Consider the following 23,427-nt stretch of genomic DNA (forward strand, 5'->3'; position numbering starts at 1 on the left):
ACAAAATATAACCAAATTGTTTAGCGCTGTGCATTTTCGAAATCCTGTCTACCACACCCGATAAGTTCCCCTTATCAGATGTGATTGATTTTGCGGGGAAATCAGTGCAGAATGGCTGCCATTGTCGGTTTTCCTTAACCACTGGACTCGTGACGACTTTGACCCGAAACCCGTAGACCCCAGCCCGGCCCAACTGGACCGAGCTGCCCCCGCACCGGCAGCAAATCTTTGTCGATGCAGCACCATAACCTGCAAAGTTGTACACACGTACCGGCACACATTCCGTCCGAGTCTGCGCTGCAAGGACCAGCACGGCACAAGGCCAACCATGGAAAATGAAGAAAACAAGCAAGTGTCATCTACAGGTTTGGGAATATCGACAGTCCCTGCGCCTTATCTGCCCTGTCCCTCCCCTGCCCTCTCGGTCAAAGATCAGGAGGCGCTGATCGATCTCTAACTGCGCGGCATGCCGGTCAACGCGCCGCGCGGTTTGGCACCCGTTCACAAGGACGAATCTGTTACCACCCCTGTCGGAAAAATTTGGATTGCAACTGACTGGCCCGGCTTCGCCGACAGGTAGGCGCCCTGCCCTATCGGTCTCAACAATAAATTGTCGCATGTCCAGACTTGCTTGGTATTAGGCACCGCTGGTACGAACGAAGCAAATTCACGTTTGTAAAAAATGGCGATGGATCGATACACCTCCACACACCGAATCCTGTAGAATCCGGCAGATAGCGACGCCTCGATCCTCAAAATGCTTCTGTACTAGCTAGGGTTCGCTTCTCAGCCAAACAAAACTCTAAAAAAGCAGAAATACACAACTATTAATACTATTTCGTTTTACTTCAATGATTTAAGTCAATTTCCACATATCAAACTCAATTGGTGCTGTGGATAACTTTTACACTACATTTAGATTCTTCTTGCCGGACACACATGTTCATGGCATTCCCATACTGACGGCAAAAAGCGTCAGACACGCTGTATACCGTCAGAACAACCAAGAGCCTTAACAAAGGCCATGAATAGGCGGCAGTACATGGATGAACGTAACGTTGGATACGCGCAAGGTATAGGCTCTTCTGACATCGGAGGATTTGCCGACAATCTGGCCGAATCTCTGGATCGCCAGATGAAGATTGCCTTCGAACCTGAGGAACGAAAAACCCTACGACGCTTCAGTTCCACTGAAGTTGCGGGTCTTCTGCGCGTTAGCACTTCAAACCTGCGCAACCGGCATAAAGACGGCAGCTTCCCCGAGGTGCACACTGACAATCGAGGTCACAGGTTCTACTCGGCTCAAGAAGTTGATGAATTGCGTGACATCTTGGTACGCACAGGAAAGAACGCTGAAGCATATCGCCCTGGGCGACGCGAGGGCGACCGCCTTCAAGTCATCTCGGTCGTCAATTTCAAAGGCGGTTCCTCAAAAACGACAGCGACAATCCATCTTGCGCAAAGGTATGCTTTACGCGGCTACCGAGTGTTGGTCTTAGATCTCGATCCGCAAGCAAGTTTGACGACGTTCTTTGGCTTCCGACCCGAGCTCGAGTTCGCGGAAGGCGGCACAATCTATGATGCCCTGAGATATGAGGAGCAAGTCCCTCTATCGTCTGTTATTCAAAAGACATATTTCCACAAGCTCGACATGGTCCCAGCCGGGTTGATGCTCTCCGAGTACGAGACCGAGACAGCAAACGCCCTCACACGGAGGACGCAGCCCATTTTTGCGGAGCGGCTCGCGCGTGCCTTGGAAGAGGTCGAAGCAGAGTACGACATCGTCTTGATCGATTGTCCGCCACAACTGGGTTTTCTAACCCTGACCGCGTTGGCAGCCTCCACGGGGCTCTTGGTAACGGTTGTACCCGGTATGTTAGATATCGCTTCCATGAGCCAGTTTCTGAAGCTTGCTTCAGAAACAGTGAAAGCCGTTGAAGAAGCCATTGGTCGGCGCGTTACCTGGGACTTCGTTAAGTTCCTGATCACGAGGTACGAACCTTCCGACGGTCCACAGACTCAAATGGCGGGCTACTTGAGATCAATTCTGGCCGGCCAGGTCATGACAGAGCCGATGTTGAAATCGACAGCGATCTCGGACGCAGGTATGACCCAACAAACCGTCTACGAAGTTGACCCAAGCCAGTTCATCAGAAAAACAATTGATCGAGCCCTGACAAGCGTAAACGGTGTCGCTGATGAGTTGGAGCAGACGATCCAAATGGCTTGGGGGCGCCGCTGATGGCACGGAAAATCTTCAATCAGGCTCCAAGGGACGAGGAAGCAAACGCGGCCCCCTCCCCCACCCAGCCAAAAGCGGCAAAGCTGCCTGGGTCTGTTGGCGGATTGCGCGACTCTTTGCGCGAGATCACGGCAAACTCGATCCGGGATATTGACCCCGCTCAGATCGACATGGACGGTCTGCGCGATCGGCTAGTGCTGGAAGACGCCAGTATCGATGAATTGGCAGAGAGCATTCGCAAACATGGTCAGCAAGTTCCGATCATGGTGCGCCCATCGGCTCAGCCGGACAGGTATCGTATCATATATGGCCGTCGTAGGCTTGCCGCAATCCGCAAGGTCGGTGGAACGGTCAAGGCAATCGTTCGGACTTTGGATGACGACGCCTCGTTGATCGCGCAGGGCCAAGAGAACAACCTCAGAATTGATCCGTCTTTCATTGAGAAATCAATATTTATCAAAGAGATGCAGGAATCTGGGTATAAGCCCGTCGTCATTCAGGATGCTCTGGGCTTAACGCGGCAAGGCGTATCCAACCACCGAGTAGTAATAGAGCAACTGCCTGATGGGTTAGTTCATCTCATCGGGCCAGCCCATGGGATCGGGCGTCGGCAGTGGGGTGATCTAGCTGCCTTTTCGGAGAAAATAGATTTGGTGGACATCGCCAAGAAGGTAATCGCCGCCCTGCCCGACGACTCCCCGAGCACCGAGAAGTTCCAGGCGGTCTACACCGCTTGCTCGAGCAAAGCCCGTGGAGAAAAAAGGCCAATCAGCCGCGGTCAGACATCGGTGATCAAGGATACGAACGGCGGTTCTTTGGGTACTCTAACGGTCGATGACAAAACTATCGCCATCAAGGTCCTCAAAAAGGACAACCCTGAATTCGGCCAGTGGCTAGAAGAGCGCGCAGACATCACACTTTTGCAACTCTTCAAACAATGGCGGAATGAAAGCGGCTCGGGATCCTAACCCCAGCCAAAAGGCAAAACACGAGCAGAGGAGAAAAGCGAAGACCGAAAAGAAAAGAGCCCCCCAAAGTTTCCCCTGGAGAGCCCTCATCATCTGATTAGCACCTATGATGTAGCAACCTCCAGCAAACCGGTCAAGAGTCACCGAATCGGTGGACCAATTTTTATTGCCTTTTCCCTTGAGAAATCCGGGGAAGAGACGGGGAAGGTGTGGGCCAAATGGTCATCGTTAACAAACCATGGCATTCACAAAACTATCGATCGGAAGCGCTGAACCCGATGCGCCATCCAATTCAACATCATCATCTGAAACCGACGTCTGGACCATTTTCAGAGCTCTGAGAGACGCGCGCAGCGTGTTCGGTCTTCGTCCCGGCCACATGCAAACACTCCAAGCGATGCTGAGTTTTTTGAAACCAGGTCATGGCGAAACGGTCTTTGCATCCAATACCTCCATCTGCCAGCGAGTTGGCGGAATTGACGAGCGGACGCTACGTAGGCACATCACCCGCTTCATTGAACTTGGTTTCATCAGGCGTAATGACAGCTCGAACCGCAAACGCTACCGTGTTCGCTCGTCCGACGGTGAATGCGTCAGCTTTGGCTTGTCTCTTACCCCCCTACTGCAACGCGCAAGCGAACTCATCGCCATCGCCCAGGAGATGGAACACATCCGGCGGGATCAAGTTTTCGTCCGAAAACTGATCCTGACAAAACTCGCCCATTTAGAAGAAAACGATCCTACAAATTCGTTTATCCAAGACACACGCAGGGCTCTGAGAAGAAAGCTGAGCCTCACCGAATATCGTGTCCTCCTCGCAGACACGGATGCGGAATACCAGTGCTTGTCCACCCCGGATGACTCGCCTGAAACGATGAAACTGCCCGCCAATGACGGACAAACTGTCCGGCACCAATCTAAGTCTGAAAAAGAAAAAAAAGATTTAGAAAGCAAATCCCCCAATGCAAATCTCAGCCCTGAAAAACTGATATCAGTTTGCGATCAAGCGGTATCGTTCTCCACTGACCAGCTTAGAAACTGGTTTGACATTGAGAACCATGCTCGAACGCTCGCCCCAATGATGGGCATTCACCCAGAGACATTCGAAAAAGCAAAGAATGCTGTCGGGACCCAGAAAGCTTCCTGCGCAATCTTCATCATGCTCCAGCTCGGCCAACGCATTAGAGATTTCGGAGCCTACTTTCACAGCATAACTCTGGGTCAGCGACGAAGTCAGTTTGATCCAGCAACTTTGGTCGAACGTCTCTCAGCTACGAGTTAGCGAACTGCCTAATGTCTACCGCGGTGGACACATGGTGGGAAGCGGAAGATATCGGGATTACGGGGGCTAAAGACCTTCAACTCGCATAGGCCAGCAGAACTGCACATCATATGCTCTTATCTATGGAAGACGAGCCCAGACGATGTTCTCATTGTTTATTCCCACTTTCTTAGGCAGCACACCTAGGTGTCCACCGCGGTGGACATTGAAATACATGTGCAACATCCCCTGCCTTCAATATCCAATCAACGAACCTGCCAAATTAGTACCTACTTTGCCTGCCATCATAATTCAGGCAGATCAACATCGCCGAACAAGTTGGGGAAAAGGCGTTCCCGGTAATCCAATGGGAAAGCTAACCGTACCGGTGTCTTGGGAGAAGATGAGGTTAGGTACCCCGCGGCGGTCAACTTGCTGAGTGTGTTGCGCGCGGTACGTTCGGATGTCTTGAGCACGACTTGGGCATCGCCCCGTTCCAGTGCTCCATGCCGCAGGACGGCTGCAATCAGATCGGGTGCACGCTTGTCATCGATCGTATCCTGAACGAGGCGGCGATAGCGCTTATCCAGTCCGCCGAGATCGAACAGCTTTGCAGAGAATGTGATCTGGTCGAGAGTCACTTTCAGGAACCACTCGCTGAAGCTTTTCAAGGCCGTCTCTGACAGGTTGCCACGCCCATCACGATCTCCGCGCCGCGGACTGTCAGCAAGATCCATCATCCGCTTGTATTCGCCTCGGTCAGTCAATCCGCGCGCAAGTCCACGCGAGACGGACCAGAGGCCTTGACCACCGATCCCGGCGTTTAGAGCCATGGCATGCGACATCAATCTACTGACGCGCCCGTTACCATCCGGGAATGGGTGGATGTAGTTCAGCCGGTGATGCGCGGAGGCAATCGCGATAATCCGTCCACTGGAGGATCGATCTGCGATCTGAAACCGTTTGTCAAAATGATCCATGAACGATGCAACACGTGATGACGAGGGTGGCAGGTGCCGCCCTACCGCAACTTCCCGGCCTCCTTCCTGACGCATGCGCCCCGGAAAGATCGGCTCTTGCGTTCCGTCGGGATGTTCGATCACCCGAAACTCATCAGGCATCTCGTCGTAGAAGCTCTTATGAACCCAGGTCAGAAACTCAATGGATGTAGGCTGGGGCAGGGTGCCCTCGCGATGCATCTCGTCAATGGCGCGCTGAACAATGACATGCGCGCGCGCCTCTAGTGCGAGGGGCCGGGTCTCTTCTTCGAGCTCTGCGCCAGCAAGTGCACGCTCGATGTCGCGCGGCCGTGTATTGTGCCCTTCTATGAGGTTCGAGTAGTAGCAATTCATCACCCGAACCAGATCGGCAAGTTCCGCTGCACTATCCGGGTGCAACCCTTGTCCAAGTTGCGTGGCTTCTCTCTGGATATCGACCGAGAGGTCTGCCAATTCAGTGGGAATATACTCTTCGAAGAAGCAAGGTTCTATCCTGGCTGGGGTTTCGAGCATTTTTTGCCGATCCTCCGTAGTCGTAAAGCAGTTGATAAATATACATATTTTCAAAGATCTGGCAAGGAATTGCCGATATTTGTTGCCGATCTCGGATGCCGATCCAAAATTGCCCCACGAAATCAAAGACATCCGCATATGTGCTGGACCCTAAGAGTCCCGCCTGGTGCCAATGAGCCCGCGGAAAGTGAAAGTGTCCTTTGGGGTTTGTGACTGACGAAAGAGGGACCCAGAGGTGCTTCTGACGGGTTGGGCCAGGTTCCGGTCTGTCATTTCTGCCGAAGGGCCACTCATGAAATCATGTGTCTTACGCATGTTGCTTGCAACAGCTACCTCGTGACGGCAACGTCTCTCTGATCAGCTATCTCGACGTTACGATCGAGATGAATGCCTCCTACCTCTACAGCTGGCTCAAAGTCCTGCGTTCGGACAAGAACGCGATCTTCAAGCATGCGTCTTATGCTAAACGCACTTGCGATCATCTGATCGTAAGGTCAGAGGCGGGTAGGGCAGGGGGCGGCGCCCAAGCTGCCTGATGGCACATTTTTGCTGGTACGAGAATGTCAGTTTCGAGCCCAACTATGTCTTTGTTGAAACGCGCAACTTTCGTAGGGAGGGCGGATTTCGGTCATTCGCTGCATTCGAACAATCGATAGTTGTACTGAGGTAAAGTAGCCTTTCGATGCCTCCGCTGATCCGACGCGCAATTGTGTTGCTGGGAACAGCTTTAACTTGCATTCTCGACAGGCAATCACAAACTTTAGGCATTCATTAGATGATTAAGTATTTTGAGAAAATTGAAAAACTTGGAGTATTTTCTGACTACAAGAAGCCATCCGACATAGAGCCATTTCAACGCTTCAACCTCATTTACGGCCTGAACGGATCTGGCAAGACAACGTTGTCTCGATTTTTCTCCGACTTGAACAAGGGACAAGCCGAGGGCTTCCCCGACCTGAAATACAAGATCAAAACCTCAAATGGTGATTTCAAGCAAGGCGAGCCTTATGCGCGTAAGATACGGGTGTTCAATGCAGAGTATGTCGACGCAAATATTGGACAACTCGAAGGAACTCTGAACCCGATTTACGTGATTGGAGCACAGAACAAGACTTTTGCTGAAACCGTCAAGGCCGACGAAGCTCGTCTCTTAAAGATGACAGAAGAACTGTCGGAAAAACAATCTGAACTGGAGAAGCTACAGAAGCAAAGGGGTAAGATTTTCACAGACATTGCTCCAAAAATCACCGAAGACGCAAAAGGAGCTGTGACGCGGACTTACAACAAACGACACGCAGAAAATGCGTATAACGATCTGGATGCTCTCCGGCAGCTCAAGCTAGAGGATCTTGCCGAGGCCTCCAATGCGATGAAACAGCCTGCGATGAACAAACTGACTGAGTTCATAATTCCGCAAATCTGTCTAGGGCAGACCGAGAAACCACTTTTCGACGCTATCGAACTTCAGGTCGCCGCCGTCTCAAACATTCTACAGAAGAGTGCAACATCTTCAGCAATCGAGCGGCTGAAAAAGAACCCGGCTCTAGCAGCTTGGGTCGAAGCTGGCAGAGAGCTTCACGCCCACTCAGCCGATGTGAAATGTGAATATTGTCGACAAAAAATACCAGCGGAACGAGAGGTTGAGTTGGCAGCTCATTTCAATACGTCTGATGCCAACTTGAAAGCGGAGATTGAACGAGCGATCGACGATAACCGATCAGTTTGCGAAGAAGTTGAGCGAATTAGAGGTTTGAGCGAACAGGCATTTTACCCTGAACTGAAAGAAGAATATTCAGTTCATGCTGCCGTCCTAAGTTCGCAACAATCTGAAATTATTAAGTATCTGGAGGAGCTTCAAAAGGCGCTATCGGACAAGCTGACCAGGCGGACAGAAAGCTACAATTTGACATTCCCTTCGTTGACTGGAGCAACATGGAACGACGCCGTGTCATCCATCAATGCTCTGATCAAGCGCCACAACGCTGAGACTGATGACTTTGAACAGCGACTAAATGCCAACTTTGAGAAGATCGAAACGCACTACCTCAGCACAATCGATCAAGAAGTAAAAAACGTCTCTGCATTGATTTCGGCGGCAGAGGAAAGGATCGGTCTTCTTTCTGATGGCGACGCTGCCAGCAAGACACTTGGCATTGATGATTTGAGCAAGCGCATCGAAGACAACCGGGCCAAGATCTCTAACTCAGAACAAGCTGCAGCTGATCTTTCGGCAAAATTGGCTGCGTTCTTGGGCCGCGATGATTTGAAGTTCGAGCCAGAGGGAGAAGGTTATCGCATCATGCGTTTTGGACGTGCAGCCAAAAGGCTTAGCGAAGGCGAGAAGACAGCGATAACATTTCTCTATTTTGTTGTCGGTTTAGGGGATCAAGATTTCGACCTTGAAGAAGGTATCGTAGTGATAGACGATCCTATCTCAAGCTTGGATTCTAGCTCAGTCTATCAGGCATTCGCCTACCTAAAAAACGCTGTTAAGAATGCTAAACAGATTTTCCTGCTGACCCACAATTTCGAGTTCTTGAAGCTACTTCTGAACTGGTTCCAACACATTCCAAAACCCAGTCAGAATGGAAAATCGACCTACTGGATGCTTCATTGTTCTTCCACGCAGGGAGGAACCAGAGAGACTGAAATCAGACCCCTCGATAAAGTCCTCCTTCAAAACAAAAACGAGTTTGCTTACCTCTTAAAGAAACTCATGAAGTTCGAGTCAGATGGGACTATTCAAACGGCCTATCCGATCCCAAACATAATTAGGAAGGTGCTTGAAACGTTCTTAGAGCAACATTCAACGGGTCAAAGCCTATATGCCAAGCTTGAGAACCTTGATTTCGACGAGGCTAAAAAGACAGCGCTTTACAAGTTTGCAAACGATCTGTCACATCCAACATTTTCAGGGCTTGATCCCGCGCTTGTTGGGGAAACCCAAAACAACATTAAACATCTGTTAGAAATGATAAAAGAGGTGGCGCCCATTCACTTCAAAGCGCTCACTCAAACTATAGGTTCACTCTAGGAGTCATGAATGCCGATGGAAATGACCTAGTCACGAGCTGGTGACTAACACCGTATCATCGTATGTTACCGACCCACCTATTGCCGAGGCGAACGCATGTCCGAGTTGAAGATCCAGTGCCCAAAATGCTCCACCGAAATTGAGCTAACCGAGCAGCTTGCTGGCCCGATGCTGGCCGAACTCCGGGCGTCTTTCCAAGATGAGCTGGCCAAGCAAGAGGCGAGCGCGGCCAAGGCTCTCGCCGAAGCAAAAGCACAGGCCAAGGATGCGGCCAAAGCTGAAACCGCTGCAGAACAGGCCGCGCTTGAGGGCCGCATCAAGGTACAGGAGGAAAAGTTGCGAGAGGCTCAGATGGCGCAAGCAGCGGCGCTGAAACGCGAGCAAGAGCTTAGAGACAAAGAAGCCGAGATGGAGCTGACCTTGCAAAAAATGCTTGCTGCGGAACGTCCTGCACTGACCGAAAAGCTGACCCGCGAGGCAAATGAGAAAGCTGAACTAAAGCTGGCCGAACAAGAACAAGTCATGCAGGGCATGAAACGCCAGATCGAAGCCCTGAAACAGAAATCCGAACAGGGCTCGATGCAAACCCAGGGCGAAGCGGCGGAAATTGTGTTGGAAGACACCCTTGGCGTGGCGTTTCCCATGGATGCCTTCCTTCCCGTTGCCAAAGGCGTCAGCGGTGCGGATGTCCGCCAAGAGGTAGTGGCAGCGAATGGCACCGCTGGCAGTATTCTATGGGAAAGCAAACGGACTAAGAACTGAGCTGCCGGTTGGCTGGCAAAATTGCGTGATGACCAACGGGCCGCAGGATGCGAGATCGCAGTGATTACCTCACAGGCGTTGCCCGAAGGGATTGACAGTTTCGGCATGGTCGACGGCATCTGGGTATGCGCCCCGCGTTATGCCGTTCCGCTTGCTTCGTCCTTGCGCCAAGGCTTGATCGATGTGGCAAACGCCAAAGGCCGTGCGATGGGGCAGGAAACCAAGATGGAAATGATCTATGATTATCTGACCGGAACACAATTCAAGCAACGCGTCGATGCAATTGTCGAACGCTTCGAGGACATGCAGGACAACCTTCGTAAGGAGCGTGTCTTCATGGAAAAGCAATGGGCATTACGGGCCAAACATATTGATCTGGTAATTGCATCAACGGTTGGCATGCACGGTGACTTGCAAGGGATCGCAGGTCGGTCGATGCCTGACATTGAAAGCGTTGAGGCGTTGCTGATCGGCAAAGACGACTAAGCGGTTAAAATCGACCGCTACTCCTAGGCCGGCCGTTCTTATGACATTAATAGCCACCACTTCGCGTTTGCAGCATATGGCGTCTTCTGGCAGCCCGAGGCCGAATACGTGACCAGGACCCTCCCGTCCCGGCGCACAAAACTCCACCCTGAAATCAGGCGGCCGGTTCCACGCTGACGACCTCAACTGCCTTGATGTGCGGGCCGACTTGGTACTCGATTCGATCCCCGGCGGCCGCATCAATCAGCGCTTCTCCAAGCGGCGTATTGGTTCCCACAATCCCCTCAACCGGAGCATTCTGTCGGTCGCTGAGTACGAAGGACATCTCTTTTTCATCGTCGAGTTTTCGCACTCGAACTCGCGATCCCGCTTGCACATAATCTGAAAGACGCATTTCGAACTGCGATGCCCGAGCAGGGGCCTCCTCTTCCATCAGGTCCGGAAGATGTGGCTGAAGAGGTGGAGTTGTCGTGTCTTCCGCGGGCGGTAGGACAGGCGGGCTCTCCTGCGCAGGTGGTCGCTCAGGCGCTATGTCAGCAAGCTTTAGGCGAGGCTTTTTGGCATGCTCTTGTTTAAGAGCATCCAAGCGGGCCGTCATAACCTCTTTGATCCGGCTGGTCTCGCCCTCTTGGTTGGTAAACCAGTCCGTCGACCAGATCCTGTGCAAATCCCAGCCGCGGCTGCGCAGGATATCCTCGCGCAGCCGGTCGCGGTCCCGCGCCGAGGCCGAACTGTGATAGGTCGCCCCGTCACATTCGACGCCCATCAAAAACCCGTATGGCCACTCAGGATGGCGAATGCCAAGATCCACGCGGAATCCCGCGACACCGACTTGCGGCACAGCCTCAAATCCCATTTGTTCAATCACCCGTGCCACGTGTGCCTCAAATGGGCTTTCCACCTCGCCCCCACGGGCCGTGTCCTCTGCAATATGGCCTGTCGCGCAATACTCCAGCCAGGCCCGGAACATACGCACTCCCTTGGCTTTGCTGTCATCCGCGCGAATGTCAGACGGTTTCATGGAGGTGAAGGTCACAATCTTCTGCTTGGCTCGACTGAAAAGGACATTGAGACGCCGGTGCCCGTGAGCGCTGTTGATCGGACCAAAGCGCTGATGAACTGTGCCGTCCTTTTGCTCAGGCCCGTAAAGCGTTGATATGAACATTACGTCACGCTCGTCGCCCTGTATCGTCTCAAGGTTCTTGATAAAGAACTCTTCCAGCGCGTCGTCGCGCTCTTCCCACTCGCGCACATAGGCCTGCACCTTGGGATTGCGGTCGCGCTCCCGCTCGAAGGCCTCGATCAGCAGGTTTTTCTGGTCTGTGTTCATGGTACAGACACCGAGCGATTTGTCCGGTGATGTCTCCATATGACGCACAACCGCGCGAATGACAGCCTGCGCCTCGATGTCATTGGTGCCCGATTTGTAAAGACCGCCTGTCTCTTGCAGATGCACGCCGAGGTCCGGATCCGCCTCATTGGCACCCGGGAAGATCGTCAGCTTGCCGTCATACATCCATTCATTGGAAAACTGGATAAGGCCGGAGTGCTTTGAGCGGTAATGCCAGCGCAACTGCCGGATTGGCGAAAACGAATTATTCGCCATATCCAGAACACTCTCACTGTCCTCGCGTAAATCGTCGTCGAGCTCGGAGTCGTCCAGCATCTTGTTGAAGAAATTCGTGGGTGGCAACTGCTTGGTATCCCCGACAACAACCGCCTGGGTCGCCCGCCGCAAGGCGCCGATCGCATTTTCTGGCGTCATCTGCGAGGCCTCATCAATGACCACGAGATCGAACTGCAGATCATCATGCAAATACTGCGCCACCGCCAGAGGCGACATCATCCAACAGGGCTTCAATTCCAGAAGGGCGCGTCCGGCGCGTTTGGTCAGGGCGCGTGCCCCGATGCGATTTCGCCTTTTCGACCGCTCATTGTAGATCAGGGCCATGTCCGTATAGGTCGATTTGCGCCCCACTCCGTTGCCGGCAGGAGGCTTGGCACCACGCAAAATTGTGTTGCGTACCACGGATTGCGACATCTGGATCAGGCGACGGTCCTTCTCCGCAATGTCCGCCCGGATGCGGGCGAGATCCGTGCCGTCGGCATGCCGCAGCACATCCCCCGCTTCCGAAATCGCCAGATCAGCGGCGGATTTGGCCAAGATTGCCGCAGCCGCAGCTTTAGGCGTGACAGGCGGCGTTTCCGTCTCCTTCAGCCAGGTTACGTAGGTACCGTATCCTTCCTTACGTAACTCCTCTTCCAGCCGCTGTGCGCGGGAGCAGTCAATAAAGGCGGTGGATGTGTCGCGCGCCAGCTCGAGATTAGCAATCTGGCCGCGCAAGACCGTCAGGTCCCTCCAGCTGTACGGAAGCTCCAAGTAGTCCGAAAAAGCCTCCGCTGCCTGTTTGAGGCGCGCGACGCGTGGCACAAAGTTGGTGAGCGCATTCTCAATATCCGCGATCTGACCGGATCGGAGAACCGAAGCCGCCTGTGCCGGGTTATTCGACTTGGAGACTTTTTCGAAAAGCCCAGTCAAGGCCTTCAGAACGGGCAATGGCTGGCGCCGGAGCTCCTCTGGCACCCCTCTGTCTCCCTCAAAGCCGTCAAGATCGGCCCGGGCGTCCCGCATCCGAGTCAAGGTGTCGATCAGACCACGGACTTCCTCTGCGGTTATCGCCGGCTTTTTGAACAATCCGGCATGATCTTTCATAGCGCTGAGCGCGCGTTCAGTCGCTTCTTTTACTGTTGTGGCTCTAGTATTGGCCTCTGTTAGCTCTGTCGGTGTGAGCCTCTCATCAAAATCCGCTGTTCTTTCTGTTCCAAAGAGGGCCGGAAAGCCCGTCGTATCAATCTGCGTCAATGGCTCGGTGATATCCATCCGACCCTGCAGGTGCTCATTGGCAAGCGTTTTCAATCGGCTGAGATGCGCGAGGCGATCAAAATCGGTATCGATCCCTTTGAACGAAAGCCCCAGCGCCACAACCGCGGCCTGATCTGTCTGAAAGCTCAGAATGTCATCCAACAAATCCCGTGCTGCGCGCATGTCCGCCACGCGACTTTCTCTCGAAGTCTTGGAGGCAAGTCCCAGCATGTCCGCCTCGGTCTTCAGTGCAGCTTTATATGCTTTTCCCATGCGGCCGAATATGCCAGTGGTCTCCAGCGTATCCGCGGCTGTGCCCAGCCTGTTAATGTCGCTGCGGGTTGTAGAACGCGCAGACAAGGACGGCATCTTGCGCTGAATGTCCTTAAGTCGTGTTTTGAGTGCCTCCGCACGCTGGCGCACAATGCCAATACTGCTGTCGGCACCGGCCGGCAGGGTCAAAACTTCCTGACGCGCCGCGGCATCTAGCTTTGCTATTTCCTGCAACAGTAATTTCAGGGATGTCACGGGCTGATCAAGCGCGACCCAGGCCTGCGGCAGGCGCGCAAGTTCGGCCAAAGGGGTCTCAAGCGCCGCGAGGCTTTGACGCGCTGTCGCGATCCGCGCCTCAAGCGCCTCGGGTTCCATCCGGTCAAGTCCTTCCGCCTCAAGGAAGGCCACTGCTGCCTCCAAGCGTCGCCCAAGATTCGGAGCATCGGAGTCGGTTACTACTTCGGACAGCCTGAGCCCTTCCGACAGGACTTCTTCGCCGAGGGCTACACGGTCCATCAGGGCACGACGGGAGCTGGCTGCAAGAAGGGCATCCGTAACCTCTGGGCTCAGAATATCCCCATGCGGCTCGGCCACCTTCAATAGCGGCAGAATCGCAGCAATACCGTCTTCAGTGAGACCATTGGGAAAGAGCGGTGCCGCCGGCGAAGCGGCGAGATCCGCGTCAAGACGGCTGACATCAGCCGCAAGTTCTCCGGCCATTTCGGCCATGTCATCGGCGTCGTCGCGGCTGAAAACCTGCTTCTGCGCCTCACGCCACACTGGTGACGCTCCGGTCAGGTCAGACAGGCGCGACCCGAGTTCAGCCATACGACCGATCAGTGTCTGCTTGTGTTCCGGTCCCATCGATTTGATGCCGGGGACATCCATGCGGCGCACTGTGCGGGGTAGGGCTTTCAGAACATCGTTCTTGGAAATCGCATGCCCCAGGACGTCATGGACCGTTTCAGATCCGAACGGCGCAGATATCGCGTCGACATAGGATTGCAGCTCGGCGCGTCGCTCCTGGAAGTGCGACCGGCTCTGATCATAACGGGTTTCAACATTGTTGCCGCGCGGTCGGGCCTCCAGCCGCTCTTCAAGGCTTTCATAAACGCGCTCCGTGGCAGATCGCCCCGCCTGCAGCGGCAGAATAAATTCGCCAAGCCCCACATGCTGCATGCGGTTGCGCACCACATCCAGCGCGGTCAGTTTCTCGGCCACAAAGAGGACTTTCTTGCCGTGCGCCATGGCACTGGCAATGATGTTGACGATGGTCTGCGATTTGCCGGATCCGGGCGGTCCTTCGATGGAGGTACTTTCGCCCGAGGCCACATCGATCATGGCAGAATACTGAGAAGCATCCGCATCCATCACAAGATACGGCGCTTGGCGCTCGATCTCGGGGGCATCGACGTCATGTTCTTCGGCATAGCTGCCATCGCCAATGGCCGTTGTGCCGAGAAGCCGGGCGACTAGCGGGTTGTCCGCTACCGATTTGGTTGTTGGATTGAGGTCATGGTACATCGCGATTTTCGAGGACGGGAAAATCCCAATGACCACTTCGCGGCGCACCTTCCAGTGAAACCCGGGCGGCGCGAGTTCTTCAATCCTCGTAAACAAATCCTCTGCGCCTTCGTCCTCTTCCAGGTCGAGATCAATGCCGTGTTCGTTCTTTAGCTTCAGGGCAAGGCTCATGTTGAAAACCGCTTGCTCCGTGCCGCGAATGAAAAACTCCGGCCCGCGCGGGGTTTGCTGCCGCTCCATCGCACTTTCCAACAGCATGAGGGGACTAACAAAATTCGTATTCTCATGGGGTGGGCGCCATTCCAGCAGACCAATGGCTGTTTGCAGCACATTGACACCGGTCTCCCGCTCATAAGCATGCGCACGCTCCCTTAACCCTTTTCCGAAACGGGTCAGGCGGTCAGGGGCGAGAAGTGTCTGGATGTCATTATCATCGTGCCGCCCGTCTTCATGCATATCATCAGGCAGGGGCAGGTCGTAATCTGGACGGATGCCATGCGCCTTTGCATGGGCTTCGAGATTAGGCTTTTCCTTGCTCTGACGTGGCGGTAGCCCCAGGTCGTCCCGGATTTGGTCTTTGAGATCGCGTTCGAGGCTTAGCTCCGCTTCCGCGAAACCTTTCTCTTCCGGATCAAGCGCCGCAAGAGCTGCTAAGAATTCTTCGTCTATCCGGCGTTTTTCAGAGAGCGCAGACAGGAAGGCTTCTGTCTTTTCGTCAGGACGCTCTTCGTCAAAGTCGGGGAGGGGTACCAGGCGCATGCGGCCGCGGTTGGTCAGCCTATGGCGCAGGATATCCGGCAACTCATCCACCACGCGAACGTGTGAGGCACTGCCGGCGCGAAAAGGGACATTGATCAGTGGGTTGCGGCGCGAGCCATCCACAAGGCGCTTGCGCAACTCCTCGACTTTGCTGGCGACGAGGTCTACGACATCAGGGTTTTCGTGCGGTGCACTGTTACTCATGTTGGTGCCTTATATTTTTCTTTGTACTGCTTGCGGCAGGAATCAGAAGCTGTGAGGCACTACCTCACCTGCAAGAATTTCCAATACTTTAACTGTCACATCAGGCCAATAGAAGCAGTGTCGATAGTAGTTTTTCGTGCGATTTCCATCCATTGCAGATTAAGTGTCAAAAAAAACTGATGGGATGCGACATTGCACTTCAGCAATATCCGGCACGTCGGTTGCGTGATTGGACCTCAGCAAGTCTGCGATGATTTTGATAAGCTTTGTTCGCGTAGCGAATGTCCGTGGGCGTGTTCTGAATGCGACACTTCATCTTCTGCACGATATTTTCTCAGCCTTAGCATGCCCAAGCGGGCAACTTTTCCGCATCAATGAGCCGTTTTCGAATAAAGGGGTCCAACGCTTCGGGCAGCAGTTCACGAAGCAGTTTCCATTCTGGCGATAGTTCATCGGCTTGCTCAACGGGGCCGAGCCTATGGCCTTTGATTGACCTTTGCAGGTGTTCCCCAACCTTGCTCTTCAGAAGGTCGCGGAGCGTCGTGTTCTCAATTAACACCGTCAGCAAGCGTGCATATGGGGCAAGTGAACCGGAGTTCTGGAAGGTATTCAACATCCCTCGAATGTTGGGATGGTCACTCGCGAAGTTCTCTGGTTTGCCAGCAGCCTCCGCAACAATGGAAAACGCTGCGGCGACCAGGCGATCTATGCGCTGTCGTTCCGCAAAAGGCTCCAAGTCGGGTAGTCGAAGGTGGTCCATCCTTTCGCCCCAGGCACGCAGTGCACGGAAGTAGGGCAGGCGTTTCTCGTTGATTTGCGCGAGGAGAGGTCCGGCGAGCCGGTCCTCTAAAAATGGGCATTGGGTACCTGGGAAATTAAGTGTGTCGAACCGAGTTAGAACGGGCGCGTCGTATCCGTGTCCGTTTGACATATGGCAGGACAGTACCAAGGTGCGCTGTTCACGCGATGCGTTGACCGCTTGCTGATCCATGACGAAGGCGTTGCCCCTATGCCGATGCACGACATCAGAGACGGCCTGTGGCATGCGGTTGTGGTCGAAGGATGACAAAACCCATAGCAACGGTATGCCTTCACGGTCGTAGTGAATACATCGCTGTGACACTTCAGTTTGGAAGGTGTGAGACATTTGGTATTCGACTGCGATGCGCCCGAAATCACGCCAGTCAACCAGAACATCGGGATAGCGCCCGTTTTCGCCCTCTGTCGGCGGAAGATACTTGTCTATCTTTGTACTCTCGCACCGCTCGTCTAACGCAGCAAGTTCCGCAATGAGTTCGCACATGCGCCGGTGCATTTCGGATTCTTGTTGACCACGATACTGTGCCGCCCGTGCATCATTCGGATGTATGTTTTTCCCAGAATACCAAGGACAGCGTGGGTCAGAACCTTGGTAGTGAGCGAACAGCGGGCGCCCATGTGACGTTGTAATGTAGACCTGCCCGTGGCAGGCGACGCAGCGGGCAACGAGACCATCTTTCCCGTTGCGGTGATCGGTGATGCCCGCACGCAAGCTCTCCCATCCGTCGCGTGGCATGGCGAGCAAATCGCGGGCCGACAACGGACCCAATTGCTCGAAGATCACTTCCTCGATTATGCGGCGAGGTTCTTGGTGCATGGTATCGAAGCAATTGCCATAGTTTCATGGACCGGATGTTGTTTGGAACTTTTCATCTTCACCTGACAGCTCGTTCCGGCTTCAAAATATAGCCTCTCGATAGCTTCGCTTTCACGAGGTCTGATAGCGCAGATTCCGCGTCCCGCTCATTTCCATACCAGTCTAGGCGGCACCTGCCGTGAGTGCGACGTCGACCCCATTGCCGTTCGACGTCGATCTCGCCAAAGAGGCTCTGTGTAAGCTGTACCGAATAGAACCTGTCCATGTTCGCGTCCGCGTCGAAGCGGGCCATATCAACCCTCATTAATCTCTTCCTCGGACATAGCTATGTATCTGCAATCAACACATTCGAGCCTAGGGTTCTCCTGATCGAGGCCCCAACGACGTTTCGTGTAGAACTCGAGCGCCTTGCGCACGCGGATTTCCAGACAGTCGTTCTCAATTCCGAACTCAATCTTAACGACTCTTTTTTGATCAGGCGCTAAGTCACGATGCGGTCGTAGTTGAAGAATAGTCCAAGTGAACCAGTCGTCGTCATGCGGCACGTCTTCGGCGATGCGACGCTCGTCGAAAGATTGGCTCGGATCGATCCGAGAAGGGATAAAGTCGCGAAAACCCTGACGAGTATAACACCACGCACGTAGGTGAAGACGGACGCCATCTGACGCAAAGCGGAGAGGTGCAATCCATCTAGTTTCCGGCTCCGGATCCCGCATCGACTGGTAAACGATTTTGACTGCGTCGCCAGCAAGCAAAGCGCGATAAAGTGGCCTGAAGGCGCGAACATTCTGTGTGCGCTGAAGGTCCGGCAATACCTCGTAGAATGTACGCTTCTTGCCGGCGAGCAACTCTTCGAGTTCGTCCGTTGTTGCCCGTCCGGTAAGTCGCGAGAACCGCTCAGTCGTATGGTATTTCTTGGTCGAGGCATCATACTTCAGCGCATTGGAATCTGCGGTCTGGAGATACGTTTTGAAGTCCAGAGCGGCCTGCGGGTTTGAGATTCCGAAGCGTTCGATAAGCGATCCTCGCGTCGCCGTCCCGTCCCAGAAAAGCAGACGGTCGAGGTACTCAAGCCGCTCTTTCAGGGCGTGTTTTAGGTCTTCGAATGCCATGCTGAAATCTAGCTTGACTCAGTGATTTTGTCCATATTAAAATTATACGTATAAAAATTAATGGTGCGGAAATGAGAGTCCTACACACGGCAGATTGGCATCTGGGGAAAACCCTGCGAGGCGTGTCATTGCACGACGACCATGCACATGTTCTTGATCAGGTTTTCCGCACTGTGGTCGATGACGAAATCGAAGTTCTGCTGATCGCAGGAGACGTTTACGACAAAGTTTCCCCGTCCGAGGCCGCGATGAAACTATACAGCGATTTCCTCGAGCGGGTTCACGAAGAGACGGATGCAGCCATAGTGGTGATTGCGGGCAACCACGATTCCGGTCAGCGTCTTGGCACGGCGTCCAAGCTCTTCGATCGTCGCCGGATACTCGTCCGCGGCCCAATTGAGAGAGAGGAAGAACCTCTCCTCCTGGAGGATGACTTTGGGAAAGTAGCGTTCTCGGCCCTCCCATACGGTGAGATCTACGCTGCCCGCCGCGTCTTTGAAACCGAAGACATCCGGTCGCCGGAGGAGGTGCTCCGGGCTCAGATACAGGCCGCTAGAGCACGAGTACCGGAGGGCGCGCGCTGGATTGTTGTCGCACATGCTTTCGTAACGAACTGCCAACCAACCGAGAGCGAGCGACGGCTGTCTGTCGGTACGGTCGAGACCGTGTCGGCCGATATCTTCGAAGATGCGTGCTACGTCGCTCTCGGGCATCTCCATCGTCCTCAAACAGCGGGTGCGAATACGATCCGGTACAGCGGTTCGCCTCTGGCTTTCGGGTTCGACGAGGCAGGCACGACGAAATCAATGACGGTATTCGATATCGACGGGAGCGGTCAGGTGGTCGATCTGAAGACAGTCGACTTCGAGCCCTTAAGGCAGGTTCGGGAGGTCCGAGGGCTTTTGGTCGATCTTGTTGCAGATGCCAAGGCCAAACCGAGCAACGACTATATCCGAGCGATCCTTTTGGACGAGGGCGCGCTGATCGAACCTGCGGCCCAGCTGAGGCCCCATTACCCGAACATTCTGCAGACGCTGCGGGAGAAGAGGCAGGATCTCGCGATGAGCAGTGCAGGTCGGGCCCTGTCAAAACTAGACGATCCCGTTGGCGTCATTGGTGAGTTTCTGACTTACGTCCGAAGTGAAGGCGTCACAGAGCGCGAAGTGGTAGTTGTTAAGAACGTTCTCGACAGACCGGCGATGGAGGACGTTTCATGAGACCGATCCGACTGACGATGACCGCGTTCGGTCCATACGCGGGGACCGAGGTTGTAGACTTCACGGCCGCTATGGATGCAGGGATTTTTGGCATCTATGGAGAGACCGGTGCCGGCAAGACGACTATTTTCGACGGCATCTCATTTGCGCTGTTCGGACAGTCGTCAGGGGCTGAGCGCTCGGCCGAAGACATGGTATGCCACCACGCCCACGCAACGGAGATCACAAAGGTCGAGCTCGTCTTCGATCTCGGGACCGAACGCTACGTCGTGAGACGCATCCCCAAGCAAGAGCGGGCGGCTCGCCGTGGAACAGGCACGACGACCGAACCGCATCAGGCCTACCTGTTTCGGGCGACCGGGATGCAACTTGAAGAGATCGCCGGTGACAACGTCGGCGAGGTCATGGCTGAGAAGCAGGTCAATAGGGTCGATCCCGAAATCGAACGGCTTCTCGGTTACAACGCCGCCCAGTTCCGCCAGATCGTTTTGCTGCCCCAGGGGGATTTCCGGAAGATTCTCACAGCCACAAATGATGAGCGCTCGCCAATCCTCAAGCGCCTCTTCAACGTCAGGCTCTACGAGGACTTTGTCGAGCGGATCAAACGTGATGCCGCGGCGCTGTACCGAGAGATTAGTGAGGAACGTGTTCGCCGCGATACGCATTTGGGCGACCAAAGCGAAGAAGAATTGGTTGAGGCGATCCGCCTGATGAAGGATGAGATCGCGAAACTCGAAGGTTCTGTAAAGTCTGAGATAGAGGCGCTGGCTAAGTGTCAGAGATCCTTGGCCGCAGGAGAGAGCTTAGCCGAAAAGTTCGAGGCCCAGGCGTTGGCAAAGAACGAGGAGAGCTCGTTTCTGTCCGAAGCGGATACGATCAAGGAGAGTAAATCGCGCCTCGCGAAAGCAAGGTCCGCGCAAACCGTCTTGGTTGCCGAGGCCGCAATGCGAACTGCGGATGAAGAGGCCAATGCGTCCCAGGTCCGTCACGCGTCGGCAAAAGAAGCATTAGCGTCAACCCGCGCAGCTTTCAGTTCAGCCGAGGAGGCGCTCAAGCGAGCCGACAGTCAGAGGAATGACCGCGACGCTGCCCACGCGCGCGTGCAAGAGCTGCAGCGCTTCGAAGGGACTCTAGGCCATGTCCGCGACTTGCAGACGAATCTTGAGGCTTCGCGCGCGAAGAAGAAATCAGCTGCTGAGAAACAGGCGGAAGCAGAACGCAAACGGAAGGCTGCCGACCAAGAGATGGCGGCGCTTCGCAATCTTCAGAAGGAGCAGCCGACATACGCACGCGCGCTTCAAGATGCCGGCAATGCACTGTCTGCGCTGGAGCGCGAGTCAGAGACGTTGGCTCGGTTTGAGGTCGCAGAGACCAAACGAAATCTACAGACAGCTGAAGTCGAACGCTTACAGACTGAGCATAATGCCAGAAATGACCACCTCGACGTCTGCAAGGTCGCGCTGAAACGTGCCGAGCAGGACTTGACGGACGTACAGGCCCTTCACGTAGCCAAAAAATTGCTTCCAGGGGAGCCCTGTCCGGCCTGTGGCTCGCGGGATCACCCCGATCCGGCAACCGGCAATCCCGAACGTAGGGGACGTCACGATCAATTCGAAAAGGCGACGCAGGACTTACGCGACGCCGAACATGATGAAGTAGAGGCCAGAACAGCATTGATTGCGGCGAAGTCGTTACTCGCTGAAAAACGATCTGAGCTAGATGCTTTAGACCGCCCGGAGCGGGATCGACAAAGCCTTGGTCTCGCTGTCGCGGAAGCGCGCGACAAGAAGGCCGCTTTGGACGCGGACACACGATTTTCCCAACTCGAGGAAAGAATTTCTGCGGCTGAAGTGTCTGTCGAGGAAGCAACCTCTCAGTATGAAGTGGCACGTCAGGAGTTCTCGGAAGCTCGGGACGCTGAAACCCGTGCCAATACTTCCTATGAGACCGTTCTTCGCGAGGTGCCTGAGAATTGGCGACAGGGCGATGCTTTGGAAAAGGCGCTGTTGGCTGCGGTTGCAAGGCGCGACGAGCTGACTGCAGCCCATGAGAAAGCGGTAGACGGCGAAAAGGCGGCGGCGATCAATCTAAGCGGAGCCCAGGAAGCAGTCTCGAGCGCTGCCGCAAGTGCAAAAAGAGCAAACCTTGCCTTCACTAATGCCAAGACTGAGTTCGGCGAGCGGCTGAGCACGGCCAATTTAGACGTGACGAGCTTTGAAGCTGCGAAAGAGGACGTTCCTCAATGCGACGTGTTCGAGGAGCAGATCAGCTCGTACAACCAGTGCGTGGCGGCTAATAAAGCGCAGCTTGAAAGACTGTTGCAGGAGATCGGCCAGCGAACCCCTCCAGACATCGAGGCATTGACGGCTGCCAGGGACACCGCCCAGTCAAAGCTGGAAGACGGCCAGCAGACCCTGACCCGTTTGAAACGTGACCTAGAAGCCAAGCTCGAGACGCAGCAAAAAGTCGACGAGCTTTCGGCCCGTATCGCGGAACTCGAGGCGGAGTATGGTCCAGTCGGCGAGCTCTCGGACCTGGTCAACGGGAACAATGATCGGAAAGTTCGGCTCCCCGATTTTGCGATTGCAGCGATGTTCGATGAGGTCCTGGTCGCCGCCAATCAAAGGCTCGGGCCAATGACAGATGGAAGGTATCAACTCCTTCGACCGGACGATGTTGTTGGCGGGCGGCAGAAACGAGGGCTGGATATCGCCGTTTTCGACGCCAACACGGAGAAGTCGCGCCCGACAAAGACGCTGTCTGGAGGTGAAGGGTTTCAGGCGTCGCTCGCGCTCGCTCTCGGATTGTCCGATGTCGTCCAACAGAATAGTGGCGGCATTAAGCTGGATGCCATCTTCATCGACGAGGGCTTTGGGACCCTAGACGAAGACACTCTCAACACCGCGCTTGAGACGCTCTACGAGCTAACCAACGATAAAAGGTCGGTTGGGTTGATCTCTCACACTGAGCAAGTGAAATCCATGATCACGGAGGGGTTCGACATCGAGGTCACACCTTCTGGCTCCCACGTTCACCCAAGAAGATCCGCGGCTTAACCAGAGGAGATCACCATGCCGTATTCCACGAACCCCAAAGCCCAGCATGTCTGGGAGAAAGCGCGCCGCGCAAAAGGCAAGAACCCCAATCTTTATCGGCGGGACGCTCAAGGCAACTTGATCTACAAGCCCGCCTACAACCGAGACAGCCCCATGGGTTGGCAGGTTGATCACATCTGGCCAAGGTCAAAAGGTGGCTCGGATGCGCGGCGTAATCTTCAAGCTCTTCAAACTGGCGCAAACAAGCGCAAATCGAACAAGACGCCGAGAAGGGCGAAGGCATCGTCTCGGAAGCGCCGGTGGTAATCCAACTTACTGTTCTCACACCCGATGCCTAGCCCTTCAAGATGAGATTTGCGCTTTTCGGAGATGTACGATTAGAAGCCACTCCTGGCGCCGTTGGGTTCTGCCCTGGGTGCGGAGCACCGCTCATCGCAAAGTGCGGCTCGAAGAAAGTCTGGCATTGGGCCCATCGGGGTCAACGCCACTGTGATGAGTGGTGGGAGCCTGAAACCGATT

12 protein-coding genes and 3 pseudogenes are annotated in these 23,427 nt (G+C 54.4%); 10 read left to right on the forward strand and 5 right to left on the reverse strand.

The window, feature by feature from the left end; genetic code table 11:
* Nucleotides 1-1,042: 1,042 nt before the first annotated feature.
* From repA to repC, 3 genes are all read left to right on the forward strand, one after another.
* Nucleotides 1,043-2,242 carry a plasmid partitioning protein RepA gene (gene repA / locus AC2FEB_RS14310; protein WP_496884142.1) on the forward strand — a complete coding sequence of 400 codons (1,200 nt, stop codon included), beginning with the start codon at nucleotides 1,043-1,045 and terminating at the stop codon, nucleotides 2,240-2,242.
* Nucleotides 2,227-3,210: a plasmid partitioning protein RepB gene (gene repB, locus AC2FEB_RS14315; RefSeq protein ID WP_496884143.1), complete on the forward strand. Its 984-nt coding sequence runs from the start codon at nucleotides 2,227-2,229 to the stop codon at nucleotides 3,208-3,210. The genes repA and repB overlap by 16 nt, the downstream gene beginning before the upstream one ends.
* Before the next feature lie 238 nt (nucleotides 3,211-3,448).
* The gene (repC, locus tag AC2FEB_RS14320) at nucleotides 3,449-4,492 is read left to right on the forward strand and encodes a plasmid replication protein RepC (RefSeq protein ID WP_496884144.1); all 1,044 of its coding nucleotides are present in this window, start codon (nucleotides 3,449-3,451) and stop codon (nucleotides 4,490-4,492) included.
* Nucleotides 4,493-4,776: 284 nt separating this feature from the next.
* On the opposite strand, the gene AC2FEB_RS14325 is transcribed toward repC, so the two are convergent.
* Nucleotides 4,777-5,982 carry a Fic family protein gene (locus AC2FEB_RS14325; RefSeq protein ID WP_496884145.1) on the reverse strand — a complete coding sequence of 402 codons (1,206 nt, stop codon included), beginning with the start codon at nucleotides 5,980-5,982 and terminating at the stop codon, nucleotides 4,777-4,779.
* Between the two features lie 374 nt (nucleotides 5,983-6,356).
* On the opposite strand from AC2FEB_RS14325, the pseudogene AC2FEB_RS14330 reads away from it, so the two are divergent.
* From AC2FEB_RS14330 to AC2FEB_RS14340, 3 genes and pseudogenes are all read left to right on the forward strand, one after another.
* Nucleotides 6,357-6,518, forward strand: a pseudogene (locus tag AC2FEB_RS14330) (ArdC family protein); the annotation flags it as partial.
* Between the two features lie 239 nt (nucleotides 6,519-6,757).
* The gene (locus tag AC2FEB_RS14335) at nucleotides 6,758-9,016 is read left to right on the forward strand and encodes an AAA family ATPase (RefSeq protein WP_496884146.1); all 2,259 of its coding nucleotides are present in this window, start codon (nucleotides 6,758-6,760) and stop codon (nucleotides 9,014-9,016) included.
* A gap of 429 nt (nucleotides 9,017-9,445) precedes the next feature.
* Nucleotides 9,446-10,264, forward strand: a pseudogene (locus AC2FEB_RS14340) (DUF2130 domain-containing protein).
* A 154-nt stretch (nucleotides 10,265-10,418) separates the two neighbouring features.
* On the opposite strand, the gene AC2FEB_RS14345 reads toward AC2FEB_RS14340, so the two are convergent.
* The 4 genes from AC2FEB_RS14345 to AC2FEB_RS14360 form a co-directional block, all read right to left on the reverse strand.
* Nucleotides 10,419-15,887, reverse strand: coding sequence for a PDDEXK-like endonuclease domain-containing protein (locus AC2FEB_RS14345; protein ID WP_496884147.1), 5,469 nt, complete (start codon nucleotides 15,885-15,887; stop codon nucleotides 10,419-10,421).
* A 340-nt stretch (nucleotides 15,888-16,227) separates the two neighbouring features.
* Nucleotides 16,228-17,523, reverse strand: a complete 1,296-nt coding sequence (locus AC2FEB_RS14350; RefSeq protein WP_496884148.1) for a competence protein CoiA family protein — start codon at nucleotides 17,521-17,523, stop codon at nucleotides 16,228-16,230.
* 58 nt (nucleotides 17,524-17,581) lie between these two features.
* Nucleotides 17,582-17,827, reverse strand: coding sequence for a WGR domain-containing protein (locus AC2FEB_RS14355; RefSeq protein WP_496884149.1), 246 nt, complete (start codon nucleotides 17,825-17,827; stop codon nucleotides 17,582-17,584).
* On the reverse strand, nucleotides 17,817-18,635 hold the full coding sequence (locus AC2FEB_RS14360) for a BrxR family helix-turn-helix transcriptional regulator (protein ID WP_496884150.1): 819 nt from the start codon (nucleotides 18,633-18,635) through the stop codon (nucleotides 17,817-17,819). Before AC2FEB_RS14360 ends, AC2FEB_RS14355 begins: the two co-directional genes overlap by 11 nt.
* 71 nt (nucleotides 18,636-18,706) lie before the next feature.
* On the opposite strand from AC2FEB_RS14360, the gene AC2FEB_RS14365 reads away from it, so the two are divergent.
* From AC2FEB_RS14365 to AC2FEB_RS14380, 4 genes and pseudogenes are all read left to right on the forward strand, one after another.
* Nucleotides 18,707-19,852 (forward strand): exonuclease SbcCD subunit D, encoded by a 1,146-nt coding sequence (locus tag AC2FEB_RS14365; RefSeq protein WP_496884151.1) that lies wholly within the window; start codon nucleotides 18,707-18,709, stop codon nucleotides 19,850-19,852.
* Nucleotides 19,849-22,908, forward strand: coding sequence for an AAA family ATPase (locus AC2FEB_RS14370; protein ID WP_496884152.1), 3,060 nt, complete (start codon nucleotides 19,849-19,851; stop codon nucleotides 22,906-22,908). The genes AC2FEB_RS14365 and AC2FEB_RS14370 overlap by 4 nt, the downstream gene beginning before the upstream one ends.
* Nucleotides 22,909-23,061: 153 nt before the next feature.
* Nucleotides 23,062-23,214: an HNH endonuclease domain-containing protein gene (locus AC2FEB_RS14375; protein ID WP_234417185.1), complete on the forward strand. Its 153-nt coding sequence runs from the start codon at nucleotides 23,062-23,064 to the stop codon at nucleotides 23,212-23,214.
* A 41-nt stretch (nucleotides 23,215-23,255) separates the two neighbouring features.
* Nucleotides 23,256-23,390: pseudogene (locus AC2FEB_RS14380) on the forward strand (competence protein CoiA family protein); the annotation flags it as partial.
* Nucleotides 23,391-23,427 lie beyond the last annotated feature (37 nt).

Source organism: Ruegeria sp. YTSC106 (assembly GCF_059609765.1).